General features: G+C 42.2%; 14 protein-coding genes. 9 read left to right on the top strand and 5 right to left on the bottom strand.

The features are described 5' to 3' along the window. The first annotated feature begins 295 nt into the window (after positions 1–295). Positions 296–2,317 carry an excinuclease ABC subunit UvrB gene (gene uvrB / locus PQR79_RS02685; RefSeq protein WP_274408369.1) on the top strand — a complete coding sequence of 674 codons (2,022 nt, stop codon included), beginning with the start codon at positions 296–298 and terminating at the stop codon, positions 2,315–2,317. A 139-nt stretch (positions 2,318–2,456) separates the two neighbouring features. Here the strand turns inward: uvrB and asnS are convergent, their stop codons facing one another. Further along, positions 2,457–3,857, bottom strand: coding sequence for an asparagine--tRNA ligase (gene asnS / locus PQR79_RS02690; RefSeq protein ID WP_238103620.1), 1,401 nt, complete (start codon positions 3,855–3,857; stop codon positions 2,457–2,459). Between the two features lie 299 nt (positions 3,858–4,156). Here asnS and PQR79_RS02695 point away from each other — a divergent pair, with 299 nt between their 5' ends. Continuing rightward, a complete protein-coding gene (locus PQR79_RS02695; RefSeq protein WP_238103621.1) occupies positions 4,157–4,492 on the top strand; it encodes a hypothetical protein in 336 nt (111 codons plus the stop codon). A 14-nt stretch (positions 4,493–4,506) separates the two neighbouring features. On the opposite strand, the gene PQR79_RS02700 is transcribed toward PQR79_RS02695, so the two are convergent. After that, positions 4,507–5,082 carry a CoA pyrophosphatase gene (locus PQR79_RS02700; RefSeq protein ID WP_238103622.1) on the bottom strand — a complete coding sequence of 192 codons (576 nt, stop codon included), beginning with the start codon at positions 5,080–5,082 and terminating at the stop codon, positions 4,507–4,509. Positions 5,083–5,503: 421 nt separating this feature from the next. On the opposite strand from PQR79_RS02700, the gene malQ reads away from it, so the two are divergent. From malQ to PQR79_RS02730, 6 genes are all read left to right on the top strand, one after another. Continuing rightward, positions 5,504–7,693: a 4-alpha-glucanotransferase gene (gene malQ / locus PQR79_RS02705; RefSeq protein WP_238103624.1), complete on the top strand. Its 2,190-nt coding sequence runs from the start codon at positions 5,504–5,506 to the stop codon at positions 7,691–7,693. 13 nt (positions 7,694–7,706) lie between these two features. Continuing rightward, positions 7,707–9,932: a 1,4-alpha-glucan branching protein GlgB gene (gene glgB / locus PQR79_RS02710; protein WP_238103625.1), complete on the top strand. Its 2,226-nt coding sequence runs from the start codon at positions 7,707–7,709 to the stop codon at positions 9,930–9,932. Between the two features lie 49 nt (positions 9,933–9,981). Continuing rightward, positions 9,982–12,081 carry a glycogen debranching protein GlgX gene (glgX, locus tag PQR79_RS02715; RefSeq protein ID WP_238103626.1) on the top strand — a complete coding sequence of 700 codons (2,100 nt, stop codon included), beginning with the start codon at positions 9,982–9,984 and terminating at the stop codon, positions 12,079–12,081. A 3-nt stretch (positions 12,082–12,084) separates the two neighbouring features. Then, entirely contained in the window at positions 12,085–14,619 is a 2,535-nt protein-coding gene (locus PQR79_RS02720; RefSeq protein WP_238103627.1) for a glycogen/starch/alpha-glucan phosphorylase, read from the top strand. Between the two features lie 98 nt (positions 14,620–14,717). Next, on the top strand, positions 14,718–15,977 hold the full coding sequence (glgC, locus tag PQR79_RS02725; RefSeq protein ID WP_238103628.1) for a glucose-1-phosphate adenylyltransferase: 1,260 nt from the start codon (positions 14,718–14,720) through the stop codon (positions 15,975–15,977). A gap of 13 nt (positions 15,978–15,990) precedes the next feature. Next, positions 15,991–17,691 (top strand): glycogen synthase, encoded by a 1,701-nt coding sequence (locus PQR79_RS02730; protein ID WP_238103629.1) that lies wholly within the window; start codon positions 15,991–15,993, stop codon positions 17,689–17,691. A gap of 121 nt (positions 17,692–17,812) precedes the next feature. Here the strand turns inward: PQR79_RS02730 and PQR79_RS02735 are convergent, their stop codons facing one another. The 3 genes from PQR79_RS02735 to PQR79_RS02745 all read right to left on the bottom strand — a co-directional run bounded on the left by PQR79_RS02735 (position 17,813) and on the right by PQR79_RS02745 (position 23,082). Continuing rightward, the gene (locus PQR79_RS02735; protein ID WP_238103630.1) at positions 17,813–20,206 is read right to left on the bottom strand and encodes a TonB-dependent receptor plug domain-containing protein; all 2,394 of its coding nucleotides are present in this window, start codon (positions 20,204–20,206) and stop codon (positions 17,813–17,815) included. A 244-nt stretch (positions 20,207–20,450) separates the two neighbouring features. After that, positions 20,451–22,172: a phospho-sugar mutase gene (locus PQR79_RS02740; protein ID WP_238103631.1), complete on the bottom strand. Its 1,722-nt coding sequence runs from the start codon at positions 22,170–22,172 to the stop codon at positions 20,451–20,453. Between the two features lie 232 nt (positions 22,173–22,404). After that, entirely contained in the window at positions 22,405–23,082 is a 678-nt protein-coding gene (locus PQR79_RS02745; RefSeq protein WP_238103632.1) for a glutathione S-transferase family protein, read from the bottom strand. A gap of 262 nt (positions 23,083–23,344) precedes the next feature. Between PQR79_RS02745 and PQR79_RS02750 the strand changes: the two genes are divergently transcribed. Beyond that, on the top strand, positions 23,345–23,971 hold the full coding sequence (locus tag PQR79_RS02750) for an HD domain-containing protein (protein ID WP_238103634.1): 627 nt from the start codon (positions 23,345–23,347) through the stop codon (positions 23,969–23,971). Positions 23,972–24,004: the final 33 nt, after the last annotated feature.

Consider the following 24,004-nt stretch of genomic DNA (forward strand, 5'->3'; position numbering starts at 1 on the left):
AAATCAACTGTTTTGTTTTGTCACTGTTCTGACAACGGTAAAATTGTAATCACTTTGCATGACTGATTGTGTATTAAATTGCTCACAAGCTTAGTTTTTCAGCGGATTTTGGGGTGTTTTTCCATGATTTATGAATTTGTTTGCCACTTTCACATTATGTTAGTCAATTTGTCATAATGAAGGTGCTGTTGCAGTAATGATCTTATTAATACAGCGTAAATTAAGCGATTAGATATCGCCAATACTCCATATTTAGGTATATCATGCTTGGTTCTATTAATAAGGGATGTACGTTGTGTCAGAGTCTGTTTTTACCTTAGAGTCCAAATTTGAACCTGCGGGCGATCAGCCCACTGCAATTAACCAACTCGTAGAAGGTTTACAGTCTGGTATTGCCAGCCAAACTCTACTTGGGGTAACCGGTTCAGGTAAAACTTACACCATAGCCAACGTGATTAAACAAATGGGGCGACCAACCATTATTATGGCCCCCAATAAAACCCTTGCTGCCCAACTTTATGGCGAGATGAAAGAGTTCTTTCCTCACAATGCGGTAGAATACTTTGTTTCTTATTATGATTATTATCAACCTGAAGCTTATGTGCCTGCATCTAATACCTTTATTGAAAAAGACGCATCTGTTAATGCCCATATAGAACAAATGCGATTGTCTGCGACAAAAGCACTGTTAGAGCGCAAAGACGTGGTATTGATTGCTTCAGTGTCGGCTATTTATGGTCTTGGTGATCCTGATTCTTATATGAAAATGCTGTTGCATCTACGTCAAGGCGACTTTATGGGGCAGCGTGACATACTTATTCGTTTAAGTGAGTTGCAATATACCCGTAATGATATTGAACTGCAGCGTGGAACTTACCGTGTGCGAGGCGAGGTGATTGATATATTCCCGGCGGAATCTGAGCGAGAAGCCATTCGGATTGAATTATTTGATGATGAAATTGAACGCTTAAGTGAATTTGATCCACTCACAGGCCATATCAATAAACGCATTGCACGCACTACAATTTATCCTAAAACCCACTATGTTACTCCTAGAGAAAAAATCTTAGCTGCAACAGAAGAGATTAAAGAAGAGTTGCGTGAGCGTCGGCAATTTTTACTCGACAACAATAAGTTAATCGAAGCACAACGGATCACTGAACGCGTTCAATACGATGTAGAAATGATGGTTGAGTTAGGCTATTGCTCTGGTATTGAAAACTATTCACGGTATTTGTCGGGGCGCAGCACCGGTGAGGGGCCGCCAACACTGCTCGATTACCTACCCGCTGATGGTTTATTGATTATTGATGAATCCCATGTCACTGTGCCGCAAATTGGTGCGATGTATAAAGGTGATCGCAGTCGAAAAATGAACTTAGTCGAGTATGGATTCCGCTTACCGTCAGCATTAGACAATCGGCCATTAATGTTCGAAGAATTTGAGCGCTTAATGCCGCAAACTATTTTTGTGTCGGCCACTCCAAGCCAGTATGAACTAGATAAAAGTGACGGCGAAGTCGCTGAACAGGTTGTGCGTCCAACTGGGCTGCTTGATCCTGTACTAGAAGTGCGTCCTGTGGCGATTCAAGTTGATGATTTACTTTCTGAAATCGGTAAAAGGGTTGCGGTAAATGAGCGGGTATTAGTCACCACGTTAACCAAACGTATGTCAGAAGACTTAACGGAATATCTGGATGAGCATGGCGTTAAAGTGCGCTACTTACATTCAGATATTGATACTGTTGAACGGGTTGAGATTATTCGTGACTTACGTTTAGGCCATTTTGATGTATTGGTTGGGATTAACTTACTCCGTGAAGGTCTCGATATGCCTGAAGTTTCCTTGGTCTGTATTCTTGATGCAGACAAAGAAGGATTTTTACGGTCAGAGCGTTCACTTATTCAGACCATGGGCCGCGCTGCACGAAATGTTAATGGTAAAGTGATTTTGTATGCAGACAGGATCACAAACTCAATGGCCAAAGCCATGGGTGAAACTGAACGTAGACGTGAAAAACAACATCAACATAATCTGGCCAATGGCATTATCCCTCGCGGTGTGGTTAAAAGTATTACCGATGTGATGGATGTAGGCGAAGCAAAACAAGCTAAAGGTCAGCGTAGTCAATCTGGGCAGTTTGCTAAAGTTGCAGATAACCGAGCAACTTATGCCAGTGTTGCAGATTTAAGTCATCAAATCGATGCACTTGAAAAACAAATGCATGAGCATGCGAAAAACCTTGAGTTTGAACAAGCAGCAGCGCTGCGTGATGAAGTGAAACATCTCCGTGAACAAATTATCTTAAACAGTTAGATTTATGAAAGCATGACGACTAGCGCTGCCTTAATCAAAAAAACGCTGGTCGCATTCTGAGAATACCAATGTGAACGTGAGCCAATAAAAAACGCGCCTAAGGCGCGTTTTAATGAATACACAAGGATATAAAAGTGTATTAGAAGTTTGCTGAACGGGGTGCACGTGGAAACGGAATCACATCACGGATGTTGTTCACGCCTGTGACGTAAGACACTAAACGCTCGAAACCTAAACCAAAACCTGAGTGAGGCACTGTGCCATAACGACGTAGGTCACGGTACCACCAGTAATCTTCTTGGCTTAAGTTCATTTCAGCTAAACGAGCATCTAACACGTCTAAACGTTCTTCACGCTGCGCACCACCAATGATTTCACCGATGCCGGGTGCTAAAACGTCCATTGCTGCAACCGTTTTACCGTCATCGTTTAAACGCATATAGAAAGCTTTAATGTCTTTCGGGTAGTTTTTAACAACAACCGGCGCTTTAAAGTGTTCTTCTGCTAAATAACGCTCATGTTCAGACTGTAAATCGATACCCCATTCAACGGGGAATTCAAAAGTCTTGCCACAGTTTTTGAGGATTTCAACTGCGTCAGTATAATCAACCTGGGCAAAGTCGCTACTAACAAACGATTGCAAACGTTCTACGACAGTTTTATCAACACGTTCGTTAAAGAAGTTCAAATCGTCCATGCGCTCTTCAAGCACGGCATTAAAGGCAAACTTAAGCATTTTCTCAGCTAGCTCAGCTGCATCATCTAATGTAGCGAATGCCACTTCAGGTTCAACCATCCAGAACTCAGCAAGGTGACGAGTGGTGTTTGAGTTTTCTGCGCGGAACGTTGGGCCAAAGGTATATACTTTAGACAATGCACAAGCATAGGTTTCAGCGTTTAACTGGCCAGAGACTGTTAAGAATGATTCTTTACCAAAAAAGTCTTTGTCGTAATCCACTTTACCTGCGTCAGTACGTGGCAAGTTTTCCATGTCTAATGTTGATACTCGGAACATTTCACCTGCACCTTCACAGTCAGACGCGGTGATCAATGGGGTCGACACCCAAATGAAACCTTCTTGATGATAGAAACGGTGAATCGCTTGTGACAAACAGTTACGTACGCGCGCAACAGCACCAATAATGTTGGTACGTGGACGTAAGTGGGCCAGTTCACGCAAATGCTCAATAGAGTGGCGCTTCGCTGCCATTGGGTATGTATCAGGGTCATCAACAAAACCAGTGACAACCACTTCACTGACTTGCAGCTCAAATGCTTGTCCAGCACCTGGAGAAGCCACGACTTCACCGCTCATGACAACTGAGCAGCCAGCAGTCAATTTCAATACATCGTCATTGTAATTGGCTAGGCTATTTGGCACGACACCTTGGATTGGATCGAAACAAGAACCGTCATAAACGGCCAAGAACGAAATACCAGCTTTAGAATCACGACGAGTTCTAACCCAGCCACGAACAGTGACTTGCGAACCGATGGCGTGTTCACCTTTAAATACAGAAGCGACAGATGTAATGCTCATTGTTGCTTAATTCTCCAACGTATCGAATTATGAATATAAATTTGGGGTTTATCTTACCTTGCTGGTGGCTTTTCTCAAGCTGAAAACGCTTTTCTATTGCGATTATTGTGTTACTTTTAAATAAGTCGGTTAAATATTTGGCAAATGAGTGAGTTAAGCAAAGCTAATTCGCTTAATCTGTCGATATTAATGACGCAAGTCATTCAATATTGAGTACTCACAGTACCATTAATCAATAAAGCGGTTACATACTGCTTTTTCGTCTGCACAAATTAGCAGTATTAAGCAAGGAACAGGGCATGTCTCGATTAGGCGTTTTACAGGTCATATTAACCGTGTTGTCACTGTTAGGCTGGAGTTTAGCCATTTATGCATTGATTATTTACGGAGAGGCTAGGCCAGATCGCGCAGTGGGTTACTTTTTAAGTAAAGGAGTGTCTGTGCGGTTGTATTGGGATCCGGACTTAACCATTAAACTAGAATATTTGATTTGGTGCTGTGCAGCAGTGAGTTTTTTAAATTTACTGGTAAATTTTTATGCTAAAACCACCACCAAAATTGGTTTCTGGGTCAACATTCCTCTGTTGCTAGTGGTGTCATTATCCGCAGGGTTGTATATCCGCTATGTAGTGTGATGTTCGTTATGCCGTTATTCGTAAGTCACATGACGGCATAATAAATCAATAATGGCGGCAGTCACTCCCCATATAAATCGGTCTTCAAATGGCATGAAATGTACCCGGTATCGTTTACCATGGCGATAATGAAACACTTGATGCCGGTTGCCTTTTTCAATAAAAAAACTCAATGGTACGGTAAAACAATCTGCAACTTCTCCGGGATCAATCATTAAATCAAAAGGTTGTTTAATTAGACCCACCACAGGGGTGATTTCAAAGCCTGTAAAGGTCTTGTGCGCCGGGAATATACCTAACACATCCACATTGTGTGCTAATAAGCCAATTTCTTCATTGGCTTCTCTTAACGCTGTGTGGATCAAATTAACATCTGCGGGTTCTACTTTTCCGCCGGGGAAACTGATTTGCCCTGGGTGATGACGTAAATGAAGTGCTCGCTGGGTTAATATCAATTGCAACTGTTGATCGATTTCAATAATCGGGATTAACACGGCAGCCTGACGGCCTAAATACGAGGTCGGTGCAGACACAATTGCTGCATTGAGCTGATGTAAATTATAGCGTATTTTAAATTCGTGTTTGTTCAAAAGGCGACTCTTTACCCGTGAAACGACTAGATTGAATTATCATAACAGGGCCCAGTTAACTGACAAAGCCTAATCCGTTTGTGTAGGGCATTAAAAAGTCAATTAACTGTTCAGTAACCCGTTGGTATTATGCATAAAACGAGCCCAGTTTTGACTGCGCTATTTTCTCGCAATACAACTGTTTTGATGAGTAATTATTGCACTATCTTTGTTTGTTATGCGCTGTTATAGTGCAAGAGGATAGTCTAAAACGTATGTTTTAAATAGCTTTTATATTGATTTGTTACACGTTTAACTTAATGATTTATAATGACTTATTCTTGTCATTTTTCTGCCATTAATTTGTCGCTATATTGTTACGATTAACTGGCATGGTAACTGCTGGAATTAATGAAGTTAATAATCGCGAGGGAAGACAAATATGGGACTGGAGAAGTTGCTGTATTTGCAAGGCGTTGGAGCAGAGTTTATCGATTGTGTCGGTAAACTGGTTCACATACCTGCTAGGGATAGGCAGGGAATATTAACCACGATGTTATTACCCACATCGTTCAATCAACATCAATGTGATCCGTCTGAATATCCCCATTTACTGAACGAACATAAAATAGCTCAACGTATTGAGCAGTTAGATGTCGATCCTTGGTTGATGCCATTACATCGTTTTCAATGGTGTGAAATCGATAAACCACATATTGATGTGCAATTACCCGACAATTATCCTTATGCATTTAAAGCCACCATCTATGGTGAAGGTATAGACACATTAACGGTGACCACACACTGCCAAGATTGTGAGGTCGTCGGTGAGTATTATTATGGTGGGCAGCGTTATTGTCAGTATCGTGTCGTGTTAGACAAACCCAATTTACACTTAGGCTATCATCATATTAGTTTAGCGTTTATTGGCGACAGCACCCGAGTGAACACCTTATACGGTCAAATTATGCTGGCGCCATCTACGGCATATCAAGGACGTCTTGCAACCCATTCTCAATCTCAAAAGCAACCTTGGGGTTTAAATGCGCAATTATATGCAATGCGCAGCGATGAACAATGGGGAATGGGCGATTTTGGTAACCTCGCTGAACTGATTGATTATGCCGCCCACGCAGGAGCCGATTTTATTCTACTTAATCCTCTGCACGCGTTAGACATTAGCCAACCCCAAAATCCCAGTCCATATAGCCCTACCGATCGCCGGCGTTTAAATCCTTTGTATATTCAAATTGAAGCAGTTTATGAATACAAAGCGGTGCAAAAAGAGCTCACCACTCAACAGTGGCAACAAAAGAAGCAAGCGTTAAATCAAGCGCAATTAATTAATTACGAAGAAGTGCAGTTGCTTAAATATGCAGCATTTGAGAAATTGTATCAAATATTTTGTCAGCAACATATAAAGAATGAAACCACCAGATACCATGCTTATTTACATTTTGTTGAACAGGATAAAACTGCATTAATGCAGTTCGCTCACAAAGAGATTGAGTTAGGTTCAAAATATTTCACTCAAGAAGTTGGCTTTTATTTGTACTTGCAGTTTATTGCAAGTGAACAATTAGAGGCATGTCAACTTAACGCAAAACAATCTGGTTTGAGCATTGGCCTAATACGGGATTTAGCCGTTGGTGCGGTGAGTCATGGTGCCGAGGTCAGTGCCAATTTAGCGTTGTTTTGTGATAACGCCAGTATTGGCGCACCGCCTGATCCTTTTGCGGAGCAAGGACAAAACTGGGGGTTAACCCCATTTGACCCTGTAAAGTTAAAACAACATGATTTTACTCACTTTATCCAATTGGTCCGCAGTAATATGCAACATTGCGGCGCATTACGGATTGATCATGTCATGGGGTTGTTACGTTTATGGTGGTGGCCACTTAATCGCGATTTAGGCGAAGGCAGTTATGTGTATTACCCCGTCGAAACGTTATTAGCCATAGTGTGTCTTGAAAGCCAGCGTGCCCGTTGTGTGGTCATTGGTGAAGATCTTGGTATTGTGCCGCCAGAAATTGTATCTCGTTTAGCGCAAGCTGGCGTGTTCTCTAATGAGCTGTTTTACTTTTGCAAAGATTACGATCGCTTTAAATCGCCTAAAGAATATAAACATAAAAGTTTAATGATGTTGGCTAATCACGATGTGCCCACCATTAAAGCGTGGTGGACAGGTGATGATCTTAAATTACGCCGACAGCTGCAGTTAATCGATAACGACGAACGATTACGACAAGTTTTGCATACTCGTCAGCTAGAAAAACAACAGTTAATTCATTTATTAGTCGAGCAGGGGGCAATTACACCTCTCGCTGATGAAGATATTGATCAAATTGATTTTGAGGTCTTATTACTGGCGTGGATATCGGTTGCAGCTAAAGGCAATGCACAACTGTTCAGTGTGCAATTAAGTGACTTAGTCGCAGATAAGCACGGCGTCAATATTCCGGGTACATGGAAAGAGTTTCCAAATTGGCAACGTCGTTTGCCAATGAGTATTCAACAAATGTCACAAAGCGAAAAAGTACAGCAAAGGTTGAATGCGATTAATCAAGCAAGACAAGTTAGCAGCCATCAATTTACTGCCAATATGTCTTCATCAAGTAACTTAGAACAATAATGGATCATTGTATATGACTGTAGCGACTGCATATTTTCATCAAGGTAGCGATATCGCTTTACTAAAAGGTGAATACACAGATGTGTTTTCATTGCTTGGCATGCACAGTAGTAATGACGGCAAAGGATTAATTGTGCGTTGTTTTATACCCGGTGCGTTATCGGTTGATGTCATTAGTCTTAAAGATGGCCGTAAAGTGGCGAGTCTTGAACAACTTGATGACCAAGGATTGTTTGCTGGCAAAATGGGCCGTAGAGTTAAGCCATTTGCTTATCAATTACGGGTGCAATTTCCACTTTGTGAACAGCTCATCAATGATCCCTATCAATTCGACAGTGTATTAAATCCACAAGATGTTTACTTATTCGGTGAAGGCAGCCAGTTACAGGCATACCGTTTTCAAGGAGCTAACTGGCGAGAACATCATGGTGTCAAAGGTGTGCATTTTTGTGTTTGGGCGCCGAATGCAAAAAAAGTCTCATTAATTGGTGATTTTAATGCGTGGGATCAAAAACGTCATATCCTTCGTTTTCATCCAGCAAGCGGTTTGTGGGATATTTTTATCGTTGAAGTGGAAGCGGAACAACATTACAAATTTGCGATTACCGATGAGTATGGTCATGTGGTTGTGAAATCAGATCCCTATGCCGTGTCGATGCAACCCTCACCTCATAACGCCTCTAAAATTCCTTCACCAGCATTATATCAATGGCAAGACGAACAATGGCTTAACGACCGTAGTCAACGCCATAGTCATAATCAGCCAATGTCGATTTATGAGGTGCATCTAGCATCTTGGCGTAGAACTGGCGACGAAGGGCAAGATTACACTGATTATTCTCAGTTAATTAACGAATTAGTGCCCTACGTAAAAGAAATGGGGTTTACTCATTTACAATTGATGCCAATTAGCGAGTTTCCCTTTGATGGTTCATGGGGGTATCAACCCGTTGGTCTTTATGCGCCAACTTACCGGTTTGGTGAGGCTAACGGCTTAAAAGCCTTTATTGATGCTTGTCATCAACAAGATATTGCCGTGTTACTTGACTGGGTACCGGCGCATTTCCCTCGCGATCCACATGGCTTAGTAAGATTTGATGGCAGTTGTTTGTACGAGCATCAAGACCCGCGGAAAGGTGAGCACCCTGATTGGGATACCTTAATTTATAATTATGGGCGAGCCGAAGTGCGGAGCTTTTTATACAGTAATGCCCATTATTGGCTTGATGAATTCCATTTTGATGGTCTGCGCTTAGATGCCGTTTCGTCGATGTTATACCTTGATTACAGTCGTAATGCTGACCAGTGGATCCCTAATGAATTTGGCGGCCGTGAAAACCTGCAAGCCATTCAATTTTTACAAGAGTTGAATGCCCGTATGTACCAGTGTTTTCCGGGCATTAACATGATTGCTGAAGAATCCACCGCATGGCCAGGTGTAACCCAAGCAACAGACCAAAATGGGTTAGGCTTTGGGTTTAAGTGGAACATGGGCTGGATGAATGACACATTACGTTATATCAGCTGCGATCCGCTTTATCGTCGTTACCATCATGGTGAGCTGACATTTAGTTTGGTATATGCCTTTACTGAACAATTCATTTTATCGTTAAGTCACGATGAAGTGGTGCATGGCAAAGGGTCTTTACTACACAAAATTCCGGGTGATGATTGGCAAAAATTTGCCACATTACGTGCTTATTATGGCTTTATGTGGTCACACCCAGGTAAAAAATTGTTGTTTATGGGCAATGAGTTTGCTCAACGCAATGAATGGAATCATAACCAAAGCTTGGATTGGCATTTACTCGACTACGCCCCTCATCAAGGTATGCAAGATTGGGTACGAGACCTTAATCAGCTTTACCAACAAACACCCGCTTTATACGAATGTGATCATCAAAGTGATGGGTTTGCTTGGTTTGATTGCAATAATGCTGACAACAACATTCTGGTTTACTGCCGTTACGCTAAAGACAAACAACAACACGCGATAATTGTAGTCAATATGTCACCACAAGTGCATCACGGATTCCGCATTGGGCTGCCAGGATCAGGCCAATATACCGAAGCACTCAACAGCGATCACCGCTATTACGGTGGCAGTCATGTGATTAATGAAGGTCCATTTGAAACTCAAACCACGCAATGGCAGGGCATGGATAACAGTATCGTGATTACTGTTCCCCCTCTAGGTTGTACTATTTTTGTGCCAGAAGCACCCGAAACCGCTGAGTAATATTGGCGTTGGTGAGTCATTTAGGCTTATTTACATGTAGGAATTCATTATGGATATGACCAGTGGTTACCCTTATCCTTTAGGGGCAACAATTGATGACAATGGCGTTAATTTTTCGTTGTTTTCAGCCCACGCCACTAAAGTGGTGTTATGTCTATTTGACCCAAGCGGACAAGTTGAAGTGGCACAATATATAATGCGAGACTGTACCCGCCAAATTTGGCATTGCCATCTTGCCGGTGCCAAAGCTGGCTTGTTATATGGTTATCGCGTGTTTGGTCCATATCAACCAGCGTTAGGGCACCGATTTAATCACCATAAGTTACTACTCGACCCTTACGCAAAAAAACTGCTGGGTGAGGTTATCCAACATCCGGCATTGTATGGCTATGATGTTGATGACCGGACAGAAGATCTATCATTTGATACCCAAGACAGCGCGGCATATATGCCAAAATGCCAAGTCATTGATCACGATTTTGTCAATGATATTCCAATTACGCCATTACAGACTCCACTATACAAAAGTGTGCTATTTGAAACCCATGTAAAAGGATTTACTAAGCAGCACCCATTAGTCGAAACCGCAAAACAAGGTACTTTTGCAGGGCTTGCGAGTCATGCTGTTATTGATTATTTGCAAGAACTTGGCGTTACGGGCGTTGAATTGCTCCCTGTGCACGGCTTTTTTGATGAACCTTTTTTAACAGACAAAGGCCTTAATAATTACTGGGGTTATAACAGCATCGCCTTTATGGCGCCACACAGCGGTTACTTAGCCAATAAAAACGGTGATATTGCCGAATTTAGACAAATGGTCTCTCGTCTTCATCAAGCCGGGATCGAAGTGATACTCGATGTGGTATTTAACCATACCGCAGAAGGAAACCACCTTGGTCCCACCTACAGTTTTCGTGGTATAGACAACGCCAGTTACTATCGTTTATTGCCCAATGATAAGCGTTTTAATATTAACGACACAGGCTGTGGCAACACCTTTAATTTAAATCATCCCCAAGTGCTCATGTTAGTCATGGACTCATTACGTTACTGGGTTGAAGTGATGGGGGTTGATGGTTTTCGTTTCGACTTAGCCAGTTGTCTTGGCCGGGAAGTCTATGGTTTTGATCCTGGCAGTGGTTTTTTTGATGCCATTACCCAAGACCCCGTGTTATGCAAAGTGAAACTGATAGCCGAGCCGTGGGATATTGGCCCTGGCGGTTATCAATTAGGTAACTATCCAGTAGCGTTTAGTGAGTGGAATGACCGATACCGTGATGCTATGCGCCGATTTTGGCGCGGTGACAGTGGTATGCTCCCTGAGTTTGCCAAACGTTTTCATGGCTCAAGTGATTTTTTTGAGCACAATGGCCGTGGTCCTTCAGCCAGTATCAATTTTATTACCAGTCATGATGGCTTTACCTTACATGATTTAGTGAGTTATCAGCAACGACATAACTTAGCTAACGGCGAAGAAAATCGCGACGGACACCAAGAAAATTGCAGTGATAATTATGGTGTAGAAGGCGAAACAAATGACGCAGAAATCAACGCCATTCGTGATCGTCAGAAACGTAATTTACTCACTTGTTTATTGTTATCCCAGGGAGTACCAATGCTGCTTGCAGGTGATGAGTCGGGCCAAAGTCAACAAGGAAACAATAATGCTTATTGTCAGGACAACCCAATAGGCTGGTTTGATTGGGATGTGATTGATTGGTCATTGGTGAGTTACACATCGCAATTAATCAACTTACGCAAACGCTTTCCTATGTTATGCCATCAGGCGTTTATTCATAAACCTGAAGCGCTCTTTGACAACGGCTTAGCTTGGTTTAATCGCCAAGGTGAAGTGATGACTAAATCTCACTGGTGCGAACATCATACTCGCACACTCAGTGTCATTATTACTGGTAATTTAGGCCATGCTGATATCGGCGCAGGGCCTGAAAGCACTGAAGCATTATTGTTACTCATCAATGTAGATTATCAATCCCATACATTCACCTTACCGCAACTCGCTCACCTTAAGCATTGGCACTGTTTAATACACACCCAATCCTCTGAGCCAGCCGTTGATAACAATCAACAAGTGAAGCTAATCGATCGCAGTTTAATGTTATTTCATACCGAATTTACCAAGGAGTGATGGATGACCACAGCTAAAGAAAGTGCCAATGAAAAGAAAGCCTCTACGCCACACAAAAAACCAGTTAAAAAGACCAAGGTAAAAGCCGATCCTATTGTGGAGCCTGTGGTCCCAGCAGACACTTGTGAACCCTGTGATACCTTAGGTGCATCACTTGCGCGGCATATTCGTTACGGTTTATGCCGTGATGATCATGAACCTGAAGAACTATTCACCGCCGTGGGTGAAAGTGTAAAAGAACAAATGTTAGATGACTGGCGGCAAACGCGGATTAAAGACAACCAATACCAGCAAAAGCAAGTGGCTTACTTATCGCTTGAGTTTTTAATGGGCCGAGCGTTAGGCAATGCCTTATTGAGTTTAAATTTAACCGACGAAGCTAAAGCAGTATTAACCGATTACGCAACAAACCTAGAAGATATTGAGCAAGTCGAACATGATGCAGGTCTAGGTAATGGTGGCTTAGGGCGTTTGGCCGCTTGCTTTTTAGACAGTTGTGCCAGCCTGGATTTATCGGTAACAGGTTATGGTATTCGCTATCAATATGGCATGTTTATGCAAAAAATTGTCGACGGTTATCAAATTGAACAACCCGATCGTTGGTTACGTCATGGTAATCCATGGGAAGTCAGGATTGCTCATAAAATTGTCACTGTGCCTTTTTTTGGTCATACCGAAAACTATGTGGATAAACACGGACGCCGGCACCATGTATGGACAGACACCCAAAATGTATTAGCCGTACCTTATGACGTGCCCATTCCTGGCTTTAATAATGGCAGGATCAATACGTTACGGTTATGGAAAGCAGAAGCAAACGATGAGTTTGACTTAGCTGAATTTAATGACGGCGATTACGCTGAAGCGGTTGCCACCAAAAATTTAGCCGAACAGATCACCATGGTGCTGTATCCAAACGATGCAAGCGTAAATGGTAAAGAGCTAAGATTAAGACAGCAGTATTTTTTATCATCGGCCAGTTTACAAGATTTGTTAGCCCGTTATGTTGCCAAGTTTGGCAAAGATTTCAGCCAATTTAGCCAACATAATGTATTACAGCTCAATGATACACACCCCAGCATTGCGGTACCTGAACTCATGCGACTATTGCTTGATCAATATGAACTCACATGGGATGAAGCTTGGGCGGTGACCAGTCAGTCTATGGCTTATACTAACCACACATTGTTACCTGAAGCGTTAGAGCGTTGGTCGGTACCAATGATGAAATACATGTTGCCACGTATTGTTGAAATCATTTTCGAAATCAACTCACGCTATCTTGAAGTTGTAGCACATCATTGGCCAGGAAACATTGAAAAATTGACTAATATGTCAATTATTGAAGAAGGCCCAGAACAGCATATCAGAATGGCATACCTTGCCATCGTAGCGAGCTTCTCGGTTAATGGCGTTGCTGGTTTGCATACTCAATTATTAAAAGACGGGCTCTTTAGTGATTTTTATCAATTATGGCCAGAAAAATTTAATAATAAAACCAATGGTGTTACGCCTCGACGTTGGCTTGCTTATTGTAATCCAAAGCTAGCAAGCTTAATTACTCGCCGTTTAGGTAAAGAGTGGATCACCGACTTATCACGCCTTGCTGCATTAAATGCTTTCACCAGTGATAAAGCGTTTGTGAAGGAATGGGCTGAAGTTAAGCTCGCCAATAAACAAGTGTTAAGTGAGTTTGTTGAACAAGAATGCGGGGTTAATTTCGACCCAAGCATGATGTTTGATGTGCAGGTAAAACGCATACACGAATACAAGCGCCAACTGCTGAATATTTTGCATGTGATTTATTTGTACCGTCGTATTTTAAATGGTGACACCGAAGGCATGGTACCACGCTGTGTATTAATCGGTGGTAAAGCGGCCCCTGGTTATGCCATGGCAAAACAAATCATCAAATTAGCCAATAATGTTGCCCATATGGTCAACTCAGATCCATTAGTCACCCCCTATCTTCGCATGGCATTTTTACCAAACTATAATGTCAGTGCAATGGAGAAAATTTGCCCTGGTACTGATTTGTCTGAGCAAATCTCTACAGCAGGTAAAGAAGCCTCGGGCACAGGTAATATGAAATTTATGATGAATGGTGCATTGACCATTGGTACGTTAGATGGTGCAAATATTGAGATGCTAGAAGAGGTTGGCAATGAAAACTTCTTCCTGTTTGGTTTAAATGCTGATCAGGTTGCACAAACCAAGGTTAATTATCAACCACAACAAATAATAGCCCAATCAGAAGCACTAAGCGGGGTATTGAGCATGCTTAAAAGTGGTCACTTTAATTTGGTTGAGCCGGGTATCTTTGATCATATTATTGCCTCAATTACCGACCCGTATGATCAATGGATGACGGCAGCAGATTTTGAGAGTTATCGCATTGCACAAGAAAAAGTCGCGCAAACTTATTTAGACCAGGACACCTGGCAAAAAATCAGTATCAGAAACAGTGCCGCCAGTGGCCGTTTCTCTAGTGATAACACCATAGCGGGCTACCGCGACGATATCTGGATGAAAAAGTAACTGCAAACCTGCGGTGTTCGCACCGCAAAATATGCACAGTAAACGTGGATATATGCTTAATAATCGTGGCTTTGATTAAAGCCGAATGGAGTCTGTTTATGAGTAATGTTCGTTATATTAGTAATTTAACCCGTGATACCTATGCAATTATTCTTGCTGGTGGCCGTGGTTCGCGTTTGTATGAGTTAACCGATTGGCGTGCAAAACCTGCATTGTACTTTGGGGGTAAATTTCGAATTATCGATTTCCCGCTTTCAAACTGTATCAATTCAGGTATTCGACGTGTGGGTGTGGTCACACAATACAAATCTCACTCACTAATACGGCATATCACTCGTGGTTGGGGCCACTTTAAAAAAGAACTGGGTGAATCAGTAGAGATATTACCGGCTTCACAACAAACATCAGGTAATTGGTATCAAGGAACAGCCGATGCCGTGTTTCAGAATATTGATATTATTCGTCATGAAATACCTAAGTATGTGATGATTTTATCAGGGGATCACGTTTATCGAATGGACTACGCTGGTTTACTGGCTGCACATGCTGAGTCAGGTGCTGACATGACTGTTTGCTGTTTAGAAACGCCCATTTCTGAAGCTGCTGGGGCTTTTGGGGTGATGGAAGTAGACGAAAATATGCGGGTGATTGGTTTTCAAGAAAAACCTGAACACCCCAAACCAACGCCTAATGATCCTGAAAAGTGCTTAGCATCGATGGGGAATTATGTCTTCAATACTAAGTTTCTGTTTGATCAATTAAAAAAAGATGCCGACAACGTCGCCTCCGATCGCGATTTTGGTAAAGACATTATTCCGTCCATTATTGAGCAGTTTAATGTATTTGCTTTTCCCTTTACCAGTGCCGTACCAGACCAACCTGCATACTGGCGAGATGTGGGTACCCTTGACTCATTTTTCCAGGCGAATATGGAGTTATTGTCACCTACGCCACAGCTGAACTTATATGATGCTAAATGGCCTATTTGGACTTATCAGGAACAATTGCCACCGGCAAAATTTGTATTTGATGATGACGATCGCCGTGGTATGGCTGTTGACTCAATTGTGTCAGGCGGTTGTATTATTTCTGGTGCAAAAGTGAAACGCAGCGTATTGTTTGACGAAGTGCGAGTATGTTCTTACTCATCCGTTAAAGATTCAGTACTGCTTCCTGACGTTGTGGTATTAAAGAATTGCAACATTCAAAATGCGATTATTGACCGAGGCTGTATCATTCCTGAGGGCACCTTCATTGGGCATAGTAGAGAGCACGATATCGCTCGGGGATTTAGAGTGTCAGAGAAAGGTATCACCTTGGTCACTCGTAAAATGTTAGGTTTACCTGAAGGTTACTAATAAGGACCCCTGAATGACCCAAGAAAATGTCAACCGCGTTTTGCTGGTGGCAGCAGAAAACGACGCATTGTATGGGGCGAAAGTTGGCGGTATGGCGGATGTTATCCGCGATCTACCGCCTGCATTAGCACAATGCGGTGTCACTGCTGATGTCGCAATGCCAAATTATGGTTTTTTAGCTGCTCACTATCATGCAAAACATTTTGCTAATATTTCATTAGACTTTGCTGGTTCAAAACACATCGTTAAAGTGTTTTGCATGCCAAGACCCACACATAAATCAGATATTTCTGCCATTTACAGTATGACAGATGCCGATTTACAGCCACAGCAGCTGCAAACTAATCCGCCGATGGTGTATTTATTTGACCATCCATACTTTAACCATAATGGCCAAGTCTACTGTAATGGAAGTCATGATCGTCCATTTGCCGAAGATGCAACCAAATTTGCCTTGTTTTCGCTCAGTGTTGCTACGTGTCTAGTCGACAATATTTTACCGCGTTACGCAGTGCTTCATTTACATGATTGGCATGCAGCTATGGTGGCTATGTTAAGGAAATGTGTCGATTATTTTGACAGCCTTAATCGCATGGTGTGTATTTACACCATTCATAATCTAGCCTTACAAGGTGTTCGGCCTTTTAGTGGCGATCATTCATCGTTTCAAGCTTGGTTTCCGCAATATGCTCATCAGCTTAAACCGGTTGCTAACCAAAGTATCTACGATCCGCGTTATTCTAATTGCATTAACCCGATGCGAATGGGGATTGTGCTTAGTGATAAGGTGCATTTGGTGTCACCGACATATGCCCAAGAAGTGTTATCTGCGTCCGATCATCAAAAGGGCTTTTTTGGCGGAGAAGGTTTAGAGGCTGATTTGGCGGTTAAAGCTGAGCATCAGCAATTAATCGGTATTATTAATGGCTGTGTGTATGATGACAATCAACATGGGGTGACGGAAGAGCTTGATAATAGCGTGATGGGTTTACTGACGCTGGCTGAAAATGCCGTATTATCATGGCAAGCAAAAGTCGACCATATGACGGCGTTAGATAGCATTGCACTAGCACGCATTGCACAATTAAAAATGGTCAATAGTCTGACCATAAAGGATACACTAGCACCTTTTTTAATCACGTCAGTCGGGCGATTAACAGAGCAAAAAGTGTTGTTATTACTCCAGCCTTATGACAGTCCAAATGGCCAATCTGATATCACCGTACTTGAAGCATTGCTGCAAGCGTTAAAACAACAACATCCTAATGGTGTATTATTGTTGTTAGGCAGTGGTGATGAACAGATTGCTAAGGATTTGCAAACGGTCGCAGCCCGATTTGATAATCTAGTATTTATGCACGGTTACGACGAATTATTGTCTGATCGTTTATATCAACAAGGGGACTTGTTTTTAATGCCAAGTTCATTTGAGCCTTGTGGTATTAGCCAAATGCTAGCGATGAGAGAAGGGCAGCCATGTTTAGTGCACGCGGTCGGTGGGCTTAAAGACACGATTGAAGATAACATCAGTGGTTGGGCATTCACTGGTGCATCATTGCCAGAACAAAGTGAAGCATTGGTTGAGCGCTTCAAGCAAGTAATAGCATTGCACGGCAGCCCAGCATGGCGCAAAGTGGCAAACAACGCGGCAAAACAGCGTTTCACTTGGGACAGTGTGGCTAAAGACTATATTGAAAAACTCTATCAGTTCTAACGCTTGTTGTTATCACTAAGATGGCGAGTGAGAGAACTGAAACTTAACCCACTCATCCGTTAAATAAAAGCACCGACTTATCGGTGCTTTTTTGTTTGCTTACTAAATCCGTAATGCGGGTTTAGTAAGTATAACGAAGATCTAAGTAGTAATATCCGCCATTAAAACCAAAAGGTGTATTAGTTAACGGATAAATGAAAATACCATTGAAGTTATTATCCTCAGGGCGTTTTTCTGGATAAACATCAAACAGGTTTTGTACGCCTAGGGTAACAGCCAATGAATCAGTCGCTTGGTAACGCGTGCTAATGTCAGTGACCCACTTGTCATCGTACTCAACTTCACTTGATGAATAACCCACGGTGTATTTACCGAAATAGCTGAAGCGCAAGTTAGTGGTAAAGTCATCATATCGATGAGTAAAACCAATATTACCTGTGTTTTTAGGTGTCGCTTCAGTCATACGGATAACTTCAATACGATCAAATAATTCATCTTCTAATCCATTAAGGATAGACGGGAGGTTTATTGATTCTATTTTGGTTTTTTTGTATGAATAAGCAAGGTTTGCGCTTACATCACCAAACTGACCTAGGTCAAACTCTTGGGTCATGACTAAATCAACGCCTTGAGTTTCAGTGTCTACCGCATTCATAAAGAAACGCGCTGAGTCTGCATTGGTACCGGCTAAGGCTTCAGCAATAACCGGTGAACTTTCTTGGTCTACCGAACCCGATAAAATGATACGGTCATCAACATTAATTTGATAGGCATCTAGGGTCGCAGTAAAGCCATTTTCTCCGTTATACACTAAACCTGCACTGAAGGAATTTGAGATCTCTGCTTTAAGATCTGGGATATTTAATGCATCCTTGATGGGGGATAACTGGTTAAATGTACCCGATTCACGAGGTACAAACTCACCCGTGACTGGATCAGGATCAAAGAAGGTTGATACGTTTGTAAAATAGAGTTGCTGTACGCTCGGTGCACGGAAACCCGTGTCGGTTGTTAAACGTAAAGCGACATTGTCAGTAATATTGTAACGACCCGACAGCTTCCAACTGGTGTTACTCCCGAAATCTGAATAATCTTCGTATCTTACTGCGGCAGCCCAATAAAACTCATTGGTTAGTTGGTTTTCAAGTTCGATGTAGATACCGGTATTAGTTCGGTCTTCATCGACTTCAGATTCTTTCGTAAAACCACCAAAGCCCTGGCTACCACCGGCTTTATCTTCATAATCACCTTGAATGTATGATTCTTCTTGGCCTGCTTCAATTTGATAGCCACTTTCGCGGAAAGTAAAACCGGTTGCGACCATGATTTCTGAGTCATTGTAAAAATCATAATAGGTAGAGGCATCAAGGTTGAGGTTCAATTCACTATTAGACAGCGTGCCGGCATAAAAATCTGTTGGGCTAGTCGGTCCTAAAGAAGCATTAATGGTATTTTCAACATGGTATTCAAAGCTATTGCTACCATAACCGGCAGAGGCATCTATGTTCCATTTACCAATTTCAGCGTCATAACCAACCACGAATGAATAATCGAGGATTTCAGGGCTAATTTGCGGTAAATAACCGTCAGGGTACACTTCAATAATGTTACGAGAGTCTAATGCTCGACGGTAAAAAGCTCCTGAGGTAGATTCACGTTGGCTTACACCACCAAAAGCATAGACTTTACTGGTGTCGTTAATGGCTTGTTCAGCATTAACAAATAAACCATAGTTTTCATAGTCGCTATCGCCAACGTGGTGGTTTTGGCGATCAAAGGTTTCTTCGCGTGGATCTAAACTACCATCTGCTAACGTTGGGTATTGTTGACGGCTATCAAGACCTGCACGGTTAGTTGCATTCTTTTGATGCGCTTCTAAAGAAAGATTCACAAAGCCATCGTCACTGAAGCTAAAACCTTGGTTTACACCGACACGCACTTGTTCGCCGTCGCCTTCATAAGTTTGGCCAATTTGGGTTGAAATACTGCCGCCTTCGTCGCTGTCTTTGAGTACAACGTTAATGACACCGGCAATAGCGTCTGAGCCATATAATGCAGAAGCACCGTCGCGTAAAATTTCAATACGTTTAATCGCAGTCATTGGAATGGCATTTAAGTCAACGTTTGACGAGCCTTTACCCACAGTACCTGATAAATGCACCAGTGCTGAACCATGGCGGCGCTTACCGTTCACTAACACTAGAGTATGGTCAGGTGACATACCACGAAGACTGGCAGGACGTACTGCATCGCTTCCATCAGTGATTGATGAAAACGGTACGCTGTAACTTGGCGCGGCAAACTGAAGGGCTTTTGCGGTTTCAGTAATGCCTGTCGCTTCAAGTTGCTCAGAGGTAATAATGTCCACTGGTGTAGGGCTGTCAGTTGCTGTGCGCAACGCAATACGTGAACCGATCACTTGAATACGCTCTACATTTTCACCTTCTTCAGCAGCATAAGCTGTCGGTGTGCTGATACTGGCTACAACGGCCAAACTGACGAGACTTTTATACATTTAGTCATCCTGCTTTAACGTTATGGTAATTTTTATAACATTATAGAGCATTTTTATCGCTCAATAGATCAGTTTAATCTATTGTCAATTAGTTTAAAGAGGCATAACTAATGACACACTGATATAGTGAAATTTACTCATACAAACAACATGTTAATAGATTGTTTAAAACAAATAGAAAACGCCCGTTTTATTAACGGGCGTTTAACATTGGCGCTTTGGCGATGGATTAAATGTGTTGAGGTTAGTTTGGCAAACTTGCTTGATGAGCGCTAATAAATAGAGTCATTGCTTGTTCTGCACGTTGTTGCGCACTTTCCCAGGTATCAGTCACATTCATCGTTTCTACTACTTCGTAATAGCACTTAATTTTAGGTTCTGTTCCCGAGGGTCTAACAATGACGCGAGCGCCATTTTCTAAGCAATAAATTAAAACATCGCTTTTAGGTAAATCGATAACTGCAGTCGCGCCATTAGCAAAGGTGCGTAGCGACTGGCTTAAATCATCACATGACAGCACAGCATAATCGGCAATGGTTGTTGGTGGGTATTGGCGTAAGTGTTCGCCTATATTAGGTGTATCTGGTTTTAGGGCTATACTCACTTGAGCATTAAGGTGAAAGCCATGTTGACGATATATTTGTTCTAATTTATCCCATACGGTTTGACCTTTTTCGGTTAATTCTGCGCAAAGTTGGGCAAATGCCACTAACGCTGACAAGCCGTCTTTGTCCCACACCATACTTCCTACGGTATAACCAAGCGCCTCTTCATAAGCGAACAAGAATTGATTGTCAGCTTCGCATTTGTTAATCCCAATATTCATTAACCATTTAAAGCCGGTAAGGGTGGTGTAACAGCTTGCATGTAACGACTGAGCCACTTTAGACAATAAGCTAGAAGACACAATCGTGGTACCCACCAACCGTTGATGTGCTGGCGCATGAGTTAATAAATATTCACCAAGTAATACTCCGACTTGATCGCCCGTGAGCATTTTATAGTTATTACCTGCCGTTCTAACCGCTACTGCAAAGCGATCAGCATCTGGATCATTGGCACAAGCTAGCATTGTTTGATGCTTTTTAGCTTCAGCAATGACTAAATCCATCGCACCTTTTTCTTCTGGGTTCGGGAAATTGACTGTAGGGAAGTCACCGTCGGGTTCGCGCTGCGCAGCAACAGAATACACCTGTTTAAAGCCTGCATCGTGTAATACTGCTTCAGCCATATTAGCCCCAACGCCATGCATGGCGGTATAGGCTAGACTGACGCCTTTGGGATCTGCATGTTGTTGTAACTCACTGGCACTTTGAACGCCTTGACGATAGGTTTGATAAAAATCATCTTTAAGCCATATGAGTTTGTCTTGTGCTTTGGCGGCACTGAGCTCCATAAATGGAATAGCTTGGGTTGCTGCCTGTGTAATTCTGGCTGCAATACCTGAGTCGTGCGGTGGAATAATCTGTGCGCCATTTTCCCAATACACTTTATAACCATTGTATTGTGGTGGGTTATGGCTTGCAGTAATCACTATACCTGCAGCAGCATTAAAGTGTTTTACACCAAATGCCACTAATGGGGTTGCTGCTACTTGTGTAGTTAAGCGGACGGTAATTCCCATTGCGGTGAGTACGCTGGCAGCATCATGAGCAAAAACGTAAGAATCATGACGGCCGTCATAGCCAATGATGACACCTCGGGTGGCAGCATAACTAATTTGAGATATCAAATATGCACCTAACCCGGCAGTGGTTTGCCTTACAACCAAGCGATTCATGGCCATTGGCCCCGGGCCAACGATACCACGTAGTCCAGCGGTACCAAACGACAAGCGGCCAGAAAACATGGTCGTTAACGCTGTTTCGTCTTGGTTGTCGAGTAATGTTTGTAATTGAGCTTGAGTGCTAGGATCTGGGTCTTGTTGTAACCATTGGTTAACTTGATGTTGTAAGTGAATATTCATGATCAACCTCATTGATAATCATATGCAAACGCTATATTAACAGTAGAAAAATTACCGCATAAGAACAAGTTAAATTGTGTAATACCTGCAGTAAATAGCCCTAATCTGACAAATTGCTCCCCAAGCGTTGAGTGCTGTGGTTTTGGTTATACATTGGCCAAATAAAAACGCGCAGTGCAGGGCATTACGCGTTTTTAATGATTTGAGTGAGTTAAACTCAATATAGGTTTAGTTAATCTTTTGGAAAATTCTGCGGGAAGAAAGCCCGTTTAGCTTCATCATCAAACTCACCTTTAAAGGCGATATCTTTACCAATATTGCGTGCCACTTCGACAGCCGGGCGGGCGCTTATACGATTAAACCAACCTTGTAGATGAGGGTACGGTGCTAAACCTTCTTCGCCTAATACTACCGCTGCTTTATCAATCCAGCCCCATGCCGATACGTCTGCAATGGTATATTCGTCACCTACTAGGTATTCACGCCCAGCTAAGTGATTGTTTAGCAGCTCATAATGGCGTTGTGCTTCACGTAAATAACGGTTGGTTGCATAGGCGATTTTTTCAGGTGCATGATGTCTAAAATGAACAGATTGACCAGAAAAAGGACCTAATCCTGTGGCGATAAACATTAACCAAGACAATAACTCACCACGGTCCTGCACTTTGCCTTGTAACTTACCCGATTTTTCTGCCAAGTATAATAAAATGGCATTCGAGTCGAACACTCTAACACCATTATCATCAATGGCAGGCGTCTTTGCATTCGGGTTAATCGCTTTAAACTCAGCAGTATGTTGCTCACCTTTAAGGGTATCTACAGGCACGAGTTCAAATGGTAAATCGGTTTCAGCGAGGAACAACGCGACTTTCATTGGATTAGGGCCAGGGTGAAAATAAAACTTAAGCATGGATAACTCCTTTTTTGTTTAGGGGCTATTAAAACAGGTTTTGAGCGATCACTCAATATGTATCTAAACAAATGGTCATTTTGTGATTAAGGTGTCGTTTTCCTGTTATTCGTTATAACATTGTTTGTTTATAAGTGATGACTCAGCAAGCGTTTAACTGGGCTTAAACAAGGCGGATAACTGAATGAAGAGTGGCTCACTTTGACGTTATGCTTGCCTGCTCCAACCGTTTTCACTAAATAGATTCACCAAGAGGATGTAAATGGTTCAAGCGTTCGAAACTCAATTCATTGCGTTCATTAAAGCTGAAATGCATCAAGATTTAGCCCATGATCTTAATCATGTGCTTAGAGTGGTTAACACCGCTAAATCGTTATGTTTGAGTGAAGGAGCTGTGATAGAAGTGGTATTGCCAGCTGCTTATTTACACGATTGCTTCTCATTTGCTAAACATCATCCAGACAGGCCGAAAAGCTCACAGATTGCAGCAGATAAAGCAATTGAGTTTTTGCGCAGTATTCACTATCCCACTGAGTTTTTATCGGCTATTCACCATGCGATAGTTGCCCACAGTTATAGTGCCAATATTGATGCTAAAAGTGTCGAAGCCCAAATAGTGCAAGATGCCGACAGGCTTGATTCATTAGGCGCTATCGGTATTGCAAGATGTCTTCAAGTCAGCACCAGCCTTGGGGTGAGTTTATATAGCCTAGATGACCCATTTTGTATAAATAGACAAGCTAATGATCGCAGATACGCCATTGATCACTTCTACACTAAGCTATTAACACTCGAAGAGACGATGCATACCCCATCAGCAAAGATTGAAGCTAAAAAAAGAACCGAGTTCATGAGAACCTTTTTAGCCCAGTTAAACACTGAGCTATAGGTTTTTATTGATCAATGACGCTATTTAACTTGT

This window comes from Shewanella metallivivens (assembly GCF_028750675.1).
In the GTDB taxonomy this organism is placed as follows: domain Bacteria; phylum Pseudomonadota; class Gammaproteobacteria; order Enterobacterales; family Shewanellaceae; genus Shewanella; species Shewanella metallivivens.